13 protein-coding genes are annotated in these 11037 nt (G+C 70.4%); 4 read left to right on the forward strand and 9 right to left on the reverse strand.

From position 1 onward, the window contains the following. Positions 1 to 36 precede the first annotated feature (36 nt). The 4 genes from ACRDP3_RS25245 to ACRDP3_RS25260 all read right to left on the reverse strand — a co-directional run bounded on the left by ACRDP3_RS25245 (position 37) and on the right by ACRDP3_RS25260 (position 3226). Positions 37 to 1131 (reverse strand): YlbL family protein, encoded by a 1095-nt coding sequence (locus ACRDP3_RS25245; RefSeq protein ID WP_431519298.1) that lies wholly within the window; start codon positions 1129 to 1131, stop codon positions 37 to 39. A 25-nt stretch (positions 1132 to 1156) separates the two neighbouring features. Next, positions 1157 to 1411: a hypothetical protein gene (locus ACRDP3_RS25250; RefSeq protein ID WP_431519299.1), complete on the reverse strand. Its 255-nt coding sequence runs from the start codon at positions 1409 to 1411 to the stop codon at positions 1157 to 1159. A gap of 210 nt (positions 1412 to 1621) precedes the next feature. Then, entirely contained in the window at positions 1622 to 2080 is a 459-nt protein-coding gene (locus ACRDP3_RS25255; protein WP_431519300.1) for a molybdenum cofactor biosynthesis protein MoaE, read from the reverse strand. A 48-nt stretch (positions 2081 to 2128) separates the two neighbouring features. Then, positions 2129 to 3226: an SDR family oxidoreductase gene (locus ACRDP3_RS25260; RefSeq protein WP_431519301.1), complete on the reverse strand. Its 1098-nt coding sequence runs from the start codon at positions 3224 to 3226 to the stop codon at positions 2129 to 2131. 253 nt (positions 3227 to 3479) lie between these two features. Here ACRDP3_RS25260 and ACRDP3_RS25265 point away from each other — a divergent pair, with 253 nt between their 5' ends. Together ACRDP3_RS25265 and ACRDP3_RS25270 are read left to right on the forward strand one after the other, a co-directional pair. Beyond that, positions 3480 to 5012 carry a zinc-dependent metalloprotease gene (locus ACRDP3_RS25265; RefSeq protein ID WP_431519302.1) on the forward strand — a complete coding sequence of 511 codons (1533 nt, stop codon included), beginning with the start codon at positions 3480 to 3482 and terminating at the stop codon, positions 5010 to 5012. After that, a complete protein-coding gene (locus ACRDP3_RS25270) occupies positions 5009 to 5536 on the forward strand; it encodes an NUDIX hydrolase (protein WP_431519303.1) in 528 nt (175 codons plus the stop codon). Before ACRDP3_RS25265 ends, ACRDP3_RS25270 begins: the two co-directional genes overlap by 4 nt. Before the next feature lie 24 nt (positions 5537 to 5560). Here ACRDP3_RS25270 and ACRDP3_RS25275 read toward each other — a convergent pair whose 3' ends face one another. After that, complete coding sequence (locus ACRDP3_RS25275) at positions 5561 to 6112, reverse strand: M48 metallopeptidase family protein (RefSeq protein ID WP_431519304.1); 552 nt, start codon at positions 6110 to 6112, stop codon at positions 5561 to 5563. A gap of 183 nt (positions 6113 to 6295) precedes the next feature. Here ACRDP3_RS25275 and ACRDP3_RS25280 point away from each other — a divergent pair, with 183 nt between their 5' ends. Continuing rightward, on the forward strand, positions 6296 to 7435 hold the full coding sequence (locus tag ACRDP3_RS25280; protein ID WP_431519305.1) for a ThiF family adenylyltransferase: 1140 nt from the start codon (positions 6296 to 6298) through the stop codon (positions 7433 to 7435). A gap of 54 nt (positions 7436 to 7489) precedes the next feature. Next, the gene (locus tag ACRDP3_RS25285; RefSeq protein ID WP_431519306.1) at positions 7490 to 8896 is read left to right on the forward strand and encodes an ABC1 kinase family protein; all 1407 of its coding nucleotides are present in this window, start codon (positions 7490 to 7492) and stop codon (positions 8894 to 8896) included. 67 nt (positions 8897 to 8963) lie between these two features. Here the strand turns inward: ACRDP3_RS25285 and ACRDP3_RS25290 are convergent, their stop codons facing one another. From ACRDP3_RS25290 to ACRDP3_RS25305, 4 genes are all read right to left on the reverse strand, one after another. Continuing rightward, a complete protein-coding gene (locus ACRDP3_RS25290; RefSeq protein ID WP_431519307.1) occupies positions 8964 to 9287 on the reverse strand; it encodes a hypothetical protein in 324 nt (107 codons plus the stop codon). Then, complete coding sequence (locus ACRDP3_RS25295) at positions 9284 to 9610, reverse strand: WhiB family transcriptional regulator (protein ID WP_431519308.1); 327 nt, start codon at positions 9608 to 9610, stop codon at positions 9284 to 9286. The genes ACRDP3_RS25290 and ACRDP3_RS25295 overlap by 4 nt, the downstream gene beginning before the upstream one ends. A 177-nt stretch (positions 9611 to 9787) precedes the next feature. Next, complete coding sequence (locus ACRDP3_RS25300; protein ID WP_431519309.1) at positions 9788 to 10063, reverse strand: hypothetical protein; 276 nt, start codon at positions 10061 to 10063, stop codon at positions 9788 to 9790. A gap of 148 nt (positions 10064 to 10211) precedes the next feature. Next, on the reverse strand, positions 10212 to 11037 hold an 826-nt coding region (locus ACRDP3_RS25305), incomplete at its 5' end, for an HRDC domain-containing protein (protein ID WP_431519310.1).

The raw sequence follows: 11037 nt of genomic DNA on the forward strand, positions 1-11037 counted from the left end.
CCGCGGAGCTGGTCCAGCGGTCCGGCGCTACGGCCGTCAGCTCGCCCCGCAACGCGGGAGGGCGGCCGTGTCGTCGTCGCGGATCTTCCTCAGCGCGTCTGTGGCGTCGTCCATGGTGCGCGTCTTCACCAGAGTGAGGCCGGCGGGCCTGTCCTTGGCGGCGGCCGCGCAGTTGTCCGCCGGAGTGAGGAAGTATGTGGCGCCCTTGGCGCGCGCCGCGACGGTCTTCATCTCGATGCCCCCGATCGCGCCGACCTTGCCCTTGTCGTCGATGGTGCCCGTACCGGCCACGAAGGAGCCGCCGGTGAGGTCTTCGGGAGTCAGCTTGTCGACGATCCCGAGGGCGAACATGAGCCCGGCGCTCGGGCCACCGACGTCGGCCAGCTTGATGTCGATGTCGAACGGGAACGTGTGACCGGTACCGGGCTGGATGCCGACGATGGCGCGGCCGTCGTCGCCGGCCTTCTTCGTCCGGACGGTGATCTGCTTCTCGTCCCGGGCGGAGGGCTTCCTTCTGGCCTTCTCCGCGGCGTCGGCCTTGGCGACGGGGATGACGGTGAAGCGGACCTGCTGGCCGGGCTTGTGCTTGGTCACCTGGACCGCCACGTCCTTCGGCTCCTTGACCGCCTTGCCGTCAACGGCGCGAATGACGTCGCCGGCGTGAAGCTTGCCCTGCGAGGGGCCGCCCTTGACGACGGACCCGACGATGATGCGCGAGGGAACCGATATGCCCAGCTCCCTGAGTGCCGAGACCTTCGCGCTCTCCTGGGACGCGCTGAATTCCTCGGCGTTCTCCTCGTCGACCTCCTTGGCCGACTTGTCCTCCGGATAGAGCGTCGAGTGCGGCACGACCGCGCTGTCGTGCTGGAGCCAGCCTGCGACGGCCTCCACCAGAGTCATCCGGTAGTCGGCTCCGGTGACCCGGACCGTGGTCATGTTCAGGTGGCCCGAGGCCTCGTAGGTCTTGCGGTCCTTGATGTTGAGCACCGGCTCGCCGTCATGCTCACCGAGGGTGTTGACCGTGGGGCCGGGCGACATCTCCGCATACGGCACGTTGATCAGCATCCCGGCGCAGAGCAGCGCTATGAGGATCAGCGTGGAGGCGAGCATCGTCGCGGTGCGGCGTGGCATGCCACGACAGTACGGGACCTGTCTGTCAGTCGGCTGTCCGGGCCGGTCCGTCCGGGGCGGGCTGCGCGGCGGCCACGACCGGTTCCGAGACGGGCTCCTCGCCGGCCTTCCCGTCGGCCTCGTCGCCCCGCGAACGCTCCATCGCGGCACGGAAACGTTCGTACCCGGCGACACCGGCCGAGTCCGGGACACCCGTTCGACGACGGCTGGCCCAACTGCCCCAGATTCCCGCCAGGACAGCGGCAGCGATCGGAATCAGCAACCAGGCGAGAGCCGCCATGAAGACCTCCCGACCCCTTCTGAGCGCGTAGTCCGGCCGAACCGGAACGGCAGATGAGCAGATTAACTCTCGGCAGAACAACGCTCTGTCCGGGGGTCGGGTTACGCAACCGGACAGCGCCGTGCGGCTGTCACCCGACCACCACATCCGGCCAGCGGCAGGCGCCGACCTACGCACCGATCCGCCCACCCGTCGCCCGGCCTGACAGCGCTACGCGCCCACCCATTCCTCTGAACCGTCCGCGAAGGACTGGTGTTTCCAGATGGGGACCTGGTCCTTGAGCTCGTCGATCAGGCGGCGGCAGGCTTCGAAGGCCTCCGCGCGGTGCGGGCAGGAGACCGCCACCACGACGGCGAGATCTCCCACGGCGAGTTCACCCACCCGGTGCACGGCGGCGAGCGCGCGTACCGGAAAGTCGGCCGTCAGCTTCTCCGCGATCCGGCGCAGCTCCGCCTCGGCCGTGGGATGCGCGGAATACCCCAGACGAGCGACGTCCGTACCACCGTCGTGGTCACGCACCGTGCCGACGAAGAGTGCCGTGCCGCCCGCGGAGGTGTCGCCGACGGCGGCGAAGACCTCGTCGACGGAGAGTGGCGCGTCGCGGATGTCCAGGAGACGGATCGGATCGGCCGCCGCCTGCTCGCCGGGGTGGTCGTACGTCTGTGCCATGGAGTCATGCTGCCGTACGGGCCACACCGAGGGAAACCCGGCGGATCCTCACAGCCCGCGGCGCTTGCGTGCCCGGCGCACCAGAGCGGCCGTGCCCAGCAGCGCCACCGTCGCGCCCGCGCCGGCCGCGGTGGCCGCTTCCGTACGGCCCAGCCGGCGGCCCGCGACCGTATGGCGCCCGGCGACTTCCTCCAGCAGTTCCGCCAGCACCTCTTCATTGGCCCACCGGGGCCGCCAGCCCGCGTCGTGCAGCCGGGAGCCGCTGACGACCCAGGGGTACATCGTGTACGCCAGGTCGCCGGCGGGTGAGGGCGTCAGGCCGAGCCGGTGCAGCCGGGAGGCCGCGCCGAGGGCGACGGCCGAGGGCAGCTCCATCCGCCGGATCCCGGTCAGCTCTTCGACCTCTTCCTGCTCCAGCCAGCCGTCGCAGCCCACCGCCAGCTCGCCGTCGGCCTTCTCCAGTACGGCGTACTCCAAGGCGCTGACCAGGTCTTCGACGTGACAGAACTGCCAGCAGGGGCGGGTGTCGGCCACCACCAGCAGGCGCGGGGACTCGAAGTAGCGGGTCAGGGCCGTGTCCATACCCGCGCCCACGAGCACCGACGGGCGCACGACCGTCACATTGAGCCCCGGGTGGGCGCGCGGCGCCCGGCGCGCGAGCCGTTCGATCTCCAGCAGATCGCCGACGGCGGTCGCCTCAGCGGTCGCGCGCAGTTCGGCGTCCTCGGCGAGCGGCACGTCGTTGTCGGGCAGCGCCCCGTAGACCATCGCCGACGTACACAGGATGACCCGGCGCACACCTGCGGCGGCGGCCGCGGTCAGCACGGTCTGGGTGCCGCGCACGTTGAGAGCGGTGCGGGCGGTGGGGTCGGTCTCCAGGTCGAGGTCGAGGGCGAGGTGCACCACCACGTCCACGGTGTCGCCGTCGTTGCGCAGCCGGTCGGCGATGGCTGGATCTCGTACGTCCAGCGTGTGCCACTGGGCCTCGCTGACCTCTCCGCGGCGCTCGTCGAGGGCGATGACGCGCTTGATCTCCTCCGAGGCGGCGAGCCGCTCGGTCAGCAGTGCACCGACCCCGGACGCGGCGCCCGTGACGGCGACGGTGGGAGTTCGCGCTGCGCGAACGTTGCTGTCGGAGGAACTCACCAGGCGTCTCCAGCGGTTGTTTCTGGTACGAGGTGCGCAGGGTCCATCCTGCCTGACGGGTGTCTAGGCTGGAGGTAGAGCCAGCCAGGTCGACGCGGGCTCGCGAATGTGCCGGTTCGTCCACTTCGACCAGTCGAGCCAGTCCAACGTAGTCCACCCACCAGCCGCTACCAGCCAACCGTCAGCACACCGTCCGACGAGAACGACGAGCCCGACGGACAGACGGACCGACGAGACAGAGCCGAGGAAACCCGTGAGTGACATCCCATTCGGATTCGGCGTACCTCCCGAGGAGCCCGAGGACGGGGACGAGGGCAAGAAGCAGGGGCGCGGCGGCGGCCAGGGCGGCCAGGGAAACCAGGGCGGTGCGCCGGGGCCCTTCGGATTCGGCGGTCAGGGTGGTCCGGGCGCGGACAATCCGCTGGCCGCGATGTTCGGCTCGCTGGGCGGCGGCCAAGGCGCGATGGACCCCAACGACCTGGGAGCCGCCTTCCAGAAGCTCGGGCAGATGCTCTCGTACGAGGGTGGTCCGGTGAACTGGGACATGGCCAAGGACATCGCCCGCCAGACGGTCGCGGCGGGCACCCCCACTGGCGACACTCAGGGTGACAGCTCCGGGACGGGCTCCGAGGTGGCGCGGTCCAAGGACGTGAGCATCGGTCCGAGCGACCGCGCCGCGGTCGAGGAGGCCGTGCGGCTGGCGGACCTGTGGCTCGACGGCGTGACGTCGCTGCCGTCCGGCTCGGGAACCGCAGAGGCGTGGAGCCGGGCCGAGTGGGTCGAACTGACGCTCCCGGTGTGGAAGGACCTGGTCGATCCGGTCGCCGAACGGGTCGGTACGGCGATGGGCGATGTGCTGCCCGAGGAGATGCAGGCCATGGCGGGCCCGCTGCTCGGGATGATGCGGTCCATGGGTGGCGCGATGTTCGGCACCCAGATCGGGCAGGCGCTGGGCGTGCTCGCGGGCGAGGTGGTGGGCTCGTCCGACATCGGGCTGCCGCTGGGACCGCCCGGAAAGGCGGCGCTGCTGCCCGGGAACATGTCCGCGCTCGGCGCCGGCCTCGGTGTGCCGCAGGAGGAGGTGCGGCTGTACCTGGCACTGCGGGAGGCCGCACATCAGCGGCTCTTCGCGCACGTACCGTGGCTGCGTTCGCACCTGTTCGGCGCGGTCGAGGGGTACGCGCGCGGCATCAAGGTGGACACCACGAAGCTCGAGGACGTGGTCGGACAGTTCGATCCGCAGCGCCCCGAGGAGTTGCAGGACGCGCTGCAGCAGGGCATGTTCCAGCCGGAGGACACTCCGGAGCAGCAGGCCGCGAAGGCCCGGCTGGAGACGGCGCTGGCACTGGTCGAGGGCTGGGTTGACGCGGTCGTGCACGCGGCGGCCGAGCCTCACCTCCCGTCGGCTTCCGCGCTGCGGGAAACGCTGCGCCGGCGCCGCGCCTCGGGCGGACCGGCCGAGCAGACGTTCGCGACGCTGATCGGGCTCGAGCTGCGCCCCCGGCGGCTGCGCGACGCGTCCCGGCTGTGGGCCTCGCTGACGGACGCCCGCGGCATGGAGGGGCGCGACGGGCTGTGGGCGCACCCGGACATGCTGCCGACCGCGGACGACCTGGACGACCCGGACGGCTTCGTGCACCGCGAGCAGCCGGACTTCTCCGAGCTGGACAAGCTGCTGGGTGACGCGGCACAGGACAGCGGGAACGGCGAGAGCGACGTGAGCGGCGAGGGCGACACCGGTGGGAACAGCGACACCGGCGACGGCGACGGCGACGGAAAGAAGTGAGCCTGCGGGAAGACGCGGTGCGGATGCTGACGGAGTGGTCCGCCACCGGAGCGGAGCAGGTCCGGCTGCGACAGGACTACCTCGACCATCTCCGGACGCATCCGGACGGCATGTGGAAGGCCTGCGCGGACGGGCACATCACTGCCAGTGCGCTGGTGATCGACCCGGCCGGCGGTCGCGTATTGCTGACGCTGCACCGGAAGCTGCTCAGGTGGCTCCAGATGGGCGGCCACTGCGAGCCGGAGGACGCCACGCTGGCGGACGCCGCGCTGCGTGAGGCCGGGGAGGAATCGGGCATCAGCGGACTCACTCTGCTGCCCACCGGTCCGCTGCGGCTCGACCGTCATCTCACGCCATGTGCCTGGCACTTGGACGTGCAGTACGCGGCGCTGGCGCCCGCGGGCGCGGTGGAGACGGTCAGTGAGGAGTCGTTGGACCTGCGCTGGTACGCGTACGACGAGGTGGCGGGGGTGGCCGACGAGTCGGTCGTACGCCTGACGGAGCGGGCCCGCGCCCTGGTCTGAGCTCCTACGGCCCTGTGCGGGTCGTTACTCGTCCGGGGTGCCGGGGCCATGGGGCAACCGGTCCGCGGCGACGACCCCTTCGAGGTATCCGCGCGCCCGCTCCGTACGCGGATACACCTCCAGCAACTGCCAGAAGCGCGGACCGTGTCCGGGCACCAGAAGGTGGGCCAGCTCATGCAGCAGTACGTAGTCGACGACGTACTCCGGCATGCCGCGCAGGCGGTGGGAGAGCCGGATGCTGCTCTCCGCGGGAGTGCAGGAACCCCACCGGGTGTTCTGATTGGTGACCCATCGCACGGTGGCGGGCCGCGCCCGGCCACCGAGGTACTGCTGCGAGAGCCGGGCGGCGCGCTCGGCCAGCTCGCCGTCCCCCAGCATGCGCTTGCTCTCCTGGGCCGCCAGCTTGTCGAGCATGACGTCGATCCAGCGCCGTTCCTCGTCCGCCGACATCCGGGCCGGGATCAGCACGATCGTGCGATCGCCCTCGCGGTAGGCGGAAACCGTGCGCCTGCGGCGCGAGCTGCGGCGCACTTCGACCGCCCTCTGGCCGGCACTGTTCAGCGGGTTGGCGGACACGCCATGACGTTACCCGCTGAGATGAGAGGAAGTCCTGCCTCCGGACCGGTTCGCGGGGGGCCGCCCCACCTCCGGACACTTCATATGACTGATCCCCATGCCTGTGGATAACTTTCGGCACGGTCCGGCGCGGTAACCGCATGCTGTCTGTCGGCAGGAGCGAGACCGAGGGGACGGAACGGCATGCATCCGATGATCAAGCCGGCGCTGCGGCGTGCTTGGCGGGACCGGCAGACGGTGCAGTACGGCGTGGCGCCCGCGCACGCGGTGCTGCTGGGGCCGGTGGACAACACGACGGCGAGCTTCATGGAGTTGCTGGACGGCACCCGCAGCCTGGTGCGGCTGCGGAAAGAGGCCGCCGGGCTCGGCCTCGCCCCGGGGACGGCCGACCGGCTGGTGGACCGGCTGGCCTCGGCCGGGGTGCTCGACGACGCCACGGCGGACCGGCAGGCGTCGGCGAGCGTGAGCGACCGGCTGCGCCCCGACCTCGGTTCGCTCTCCGTCGTACACCCGGAACCGGGCGGTGGGCTGCGCAGGCTCGTCGCCCGTCGGGACGCGTGCGTGCAGGTGCGGGGAGCGGGCCGGGTGGGCTCGCTCGTCGCCTCGACCCTGTCGGCCGCCGGGGTGGGCGAGGTGGACGTCGTGGACGGGGGCCATGTCGAGTGCTGGGACACCATTCCCGGCGGCATTCCGCCCGAGGAGAGCGGAGCCCGGCGTGACGTGGCCGCGCGCAAGGCGGTCTGCCGGGCGAAGCCGTGGCACTCTCGCTCCCGGTCGCGGGGCAGCGTCGCTGGGCGGGGCGCTGCCGGTGGCCGGGGCGGTGTCGGTCTGGTGGTGCTGGCCCCGCGCGACGGTCTGGATGCCTACGCGCCTGATCCCGCGGCAGCGGAGGGATTCGTGCAGACGGGGACCCCGCATCTTTACGGCGGTGTGGTGGAGAGTACGGGTGTGGTGGGGCCGCTGGTGCTGCCGGGGGTCTCCCCGTGCGCGGGCTGTCTGTTGCACGGGAGGGCGGAGCGGGAGCCGAGCTGGCCGCTGGTGGTGGGGCAGTGGCGCACGTCGGCGCGGCGGAGATCGGGGGTACCCGCCTGTGACGCGGCACTGGCGACGATGGTGGCGGGGGCCGTCTCCTCGTACGCACTCAGCTTTCTCGACGGGGACGGCGACTGCGCGGCGGGCCATCGCATGCGTTTCTCCCTCCCCCATCTGATGGGCGACACCGAGCAGTTCTCACCCCACCCGGAGTGTCCATGTGGTGCCGCTTCCGTGACAGCGGGCCGCCCGCACTCGGCTGATGTCGCCGAAGAGGCCACAATGGCCTGATGGCTGCCGTCTTCGGTGCTGTCCGGTTGAGCCGTCTGGAAGTTGGAGGGGCCCATGTCTGATCTTCCCCGTAAGGCGGTCACGCGTACCGCCAAGCTGGCCGCGCTGCCGCTCGGATTCGCGGGCCGCTCCGCCTGGGGACTCGGCAAAATGATCGGCGGCTACTCCGCGGACCTTGTCGGACACGAGGTGCAAAAGCGCACCGCTGAGCAACTGTTCAAGGTGCTGGGTGAGCTGAAGGGGGGCGCCATGAAGTTCGGGCAGGCGCTCTCGGTCTTCGAGTCGGCGCTGCCCGAGGAGATCGCCGGACCGTATCGGGCGACGCTGACCAAGCTGCAGGAAGCGGCGCCGCCGATGCCGACCCGTACGGTGCACGCGGTGCTGGCGGAGCGGATGGGCGAGGAATGGCGGGAACTCTTCGAGGAGTTCCACGACAAGCCCTCCGCGGCGGCGTCGATCGGACAGGTCCACCGAGGCGTGTGGCACGACGGCCGTGAGGTCGCGGTGAAGGTGCAGTATCCGGGCGCCGGCGAGGCGCTGATCTCCGACCTCGCCCAGCTGGGGCGATTCGTCCGCCTGCTGGGGCCACTCATCCCGGGCATGGACATCAAGCCGCTGGTATCCGAGCTGCAGGACCGGGTCGCCGAAGAGCTGGACTACGGCCTGGAGGCGGCGGCACAGCGGGCCTACGCCGAGGAGTTCGCCGGAGATCCAGACGTCCTGGTCCCGGACGTGGTGTATCAGTGCGAGCAGGTGCTGGTGACCGAGTGGATGGACGGATTGCCACTGGCCCAGGTCATCGCCGACGGCACTCAGGAGGAACGGGACCGGGTGGGGCAGCTGCTGACCCGCTTCCTCTTCTCCGGGACAGCGCGTACGGGGCTCCTGCACGCCGACCCGCATCCGGGCAACTTCCGGCTGGTCACCGGGAACCGGGCCGATGGCGGTGCCGGTGACCGTACCCAGAGCAGTCCGGATCAGTGGCGGCTGGGCGTACTGGACTTCGGCACGGTGGACCGGCTGCCCGACGGGCTGCCGCCCATGATCGGCACCGCGCTACGGATGATCATCGACGGAGAAGCCGAAGCGGTGTACGAACTGCTGTGTGCCGAGGGCTTCGTCAAGGACTCCATGGAGCTGGATCCGGGCGCGGTGCTGGACTATCTGGTGCCGATCATCGAGCCGGCGCAGGCGACGGAATTTCCGTTCTGCCGGGGCTGGATGCGGGAGCAGGCGGCCCGGATCGCCGATCCTCGTTCTCCGGCACACCAGTTGGGCAAGCGGCTCAATATGCCCCCTTCGTATCTGCTCATCCACCGGGTGACGCTCAGCACCATCGGAGTGCTGTGCCAGCTCGGGGCGACAGTGCGGATGCGGGAGGAAATGGAGGCATGGGTCCCCGGCTTCGCCCCGGAGCAGGGGGACAAGGAAGCCTTGGCCGGCACGGAGACTCCCGCCTAGCTGTTGGTCACCCGCCCTCCGGGGAAGGACGGGGAGCCGGGGCACGAGGCCCCGGCTCTCCGATGACTCACTGCATGACCGCCAGGGCCAGCGCGCGGCGGGCGCGGAGCGAGGCGCGCTCGGCACGGCGCTGAAGCCGCCGGGCGGAGGCGACGCGCAGCGCCCTGCGTTCCGACTCGGCTTCCTGCAGACGCTCGTGCATATGGGCTCGGGCCAGGGATTCTGGCATGAGTTGCATTTCTCGGGTCCTGTTCTGACGCGAGGTGTTCGCGTCGGCCTGGGAACGGGCGGGGATGTCGAAAGTGGATGGCATCGTGGGTTCCTGCTTCTGAAGGTGACGCAGCTGGGGATCGCGCGTCGTCGGTCGGTCGATCGTGCCCGCGGTGTTCATGCGGTGACGGGGTTCTTGCGCGGACGGCCACGCGGACGCTTCCGGGGAACAACGACCCCTTGGACGAACAGCTGGCCACCCCAGACGCCCCACGGCTCGCGGCGGTGCTTGGCACCCGAGAGGCAGGCCTCACGCAGCGGGCAGGTCTGGCACAGCGACTTCGCGTGCTCCACGTCGGCCGGGGCCTCGGCGAAGAAGACCTCGGGGTCATAGGAACGGCAGGGCACGGTGACACCGAGGCGCTCGATGGCGTCTTCGAGCTCGGTGAGCGTGGTCAGCGGGGCGGTCACGGGGTCCTCCGTGGTGGTGGCATCAGGCGGCATCAGGTCTGTCGTGGGTGACGGAGTGTGCGTGTCGAGGTGCACTGCCGGTTCTTCCTCGTCTGTCGATGTCTGTTGTCTGGTCGGTCCGGCGGGTGGCCGGACTGGTGGCAAACAGAAGGGCCGCGGATCCCGGTATGGGTTCCGCGGCCCTGGAAGGTGCCGACCTGATCTCGCCGATCAGGCTGGATCTCTCCAGGGTTCGAGCCCACGGAAGGCCCACATCGTGTGGTGCTGCGTCTTCTGGCTTGCATCGCCGACACCATTGGCCGCGAACGCGAGGGCATAGGTCGCCGCCTGTGCCGCTGCTGCCGTTACCTCAGGTGTCTTCGTCGGTCGCTCACGGCCGCCCAGAACGACGCCGGACAGACCGGCGCCGTCGACCCGGGAGCCGAGCAGGCAGGTGGCGATGACCGAGCGGTCGGTCATTTTGGTGGTGGTAATGAAGTCGATCACTGGGCTCGCCTCCTCTCGGCGACTCGGGGGACCTGGCAGAAACCGGCCCGAAAACGTACAGGATTCAGTACAGCATGGATGGGGTGGAGCGAAAACCCCCGCCCTCTCCATGTCTGGAAGGCTATGGAGTCCGGACAGCAAGCGCAAACTATTTTTCCGCCGACTCCGTAACAGCTTCCGTGACATCCTCCCGGCGCTCGGAGCCGGCTTCCCCGCCGGGCTCCGCGGCTGCCAACTCCTCACCCCCGCACAGCGCGAGGACGTCGGCTCCGAAGCGCTCCAGCTTGCGTCCGCCCACCCCGGAGATCTGAGCCAGCGCCGCCTCGTCGTCCGGCACCCTCTCCGCGATCGCCATGAGCGTCTTGTCGGTGAAAACGCAGTAAGCGGGCTGGCCCAGCTCCTTGGCCTGTTCGGAACGCCACTCGCGCAGCCGCTCGTAGAGCTGCTCGTCGAGATCGGAGGGGCAGCCCTCGCAGCGCATCAGCTTCATCTCGCCCGGGTCTGTCAGCGAACGTCCGCACACCCGGCACCGCACCGGTCCGCGGCCTTTGCGGGGGGTACGGGCGACTCCCGCACCGCCGCGATCGATACCGCCACCGCCGCCCGTTGTGCGTGCGCCGCCGGCCGCCGATCCGGGCCGCAGTCCGTTCAGGAAGCGACTCGGGCGGCGTCCGGCCCGGCCACCCGGCGAACGGGAGAGCGCCCAGGACAGCGTGAGATGGCGGCGGGCCCGGGTGACGCCGACGTAGAGCAGCCGTCGCTCCTCCTCGATCTGCGTGTCCGTCTTGGCATAGGTGATCGGCACCATGCCTTCGGTGAGCCCGACCAGGAACACCGCGTCCCACTCCAGGCCCTTGGCGGCGTGCAGGCTGGCGAGTGTGACGCCGTCCATGACCGGCGCGTGCTGGGCGGCCGCCCGGCGGGCCAACTCGTCGACGAACTCCTCGAGACTCATGTCCGCGTGGTCCTCGGCC

The sequence above is a fragment of the Streptomyces sp. genome (assembly GCF_050698815.1).
Lineage (GTDB): Bacteria > Actinomycetota > Actinomycetes > Streptomycetales > Streptomycetaceae > Streptomyces.

What these genes read in the sequence shown, in the direction of transcription:
- ACRDP3_RS25245 (WP_431519298.1), bottom strand. Translation starts at nt 1,131, where the DNA reads ATGCCACGCCGCACCGCGACGATGCTCGCCTCCACGCTGATCCTCATA.
- ACRDP3_RS25250 (WP_431519299.1), bottom strand. Translation starts at nt 1,411, where the DNA reads ATGGCGGCTCTCGCCTGGTTGCTGATTCCGATCGCTGCCGCTGTCCTG.
- ACRDP3_RS25255 (WP_431519300.1), bottom strand. Translation starts at nt 2,080, where the DNA reads ATGGCACAGACGTACGACCACCCCGGCGAGCAGGCGGCGGCCGATCCG.
- ACRDP3_RS25280 (WP_431519305.1), top strand. Translation starts at nt 6,296, where the DNA reads ATGCATCCGATGATCAAGCCGGCGCTGCGGCGTGCTTGGCGGGACCGG.
- ACRDP3_RS25285 (WP_431519306.1), top strand. Translation starts at nt 7,490, where the DNA reads ATGTCTGATCTTCCCCGTAAGGCGGTCACGCGTACCGCCAAGCTGGCC.
- ACRDP3_RS25290 (WP_431519307.1), bottom strand. Translation starts at nt 9,287, where the DNA reads ATGAACACCGCGGGCACGATCGACCGACCGACGACGCGCGATCCCCAG.
- ACRDP3_RS25295 (WP_431519308.1), bottom strand. Translation starts at nt 9,610, where the DNA reads ATGCCGCCTGATGCCACCACCACGGAGGACCCCGTGACCGCCCCGCTG.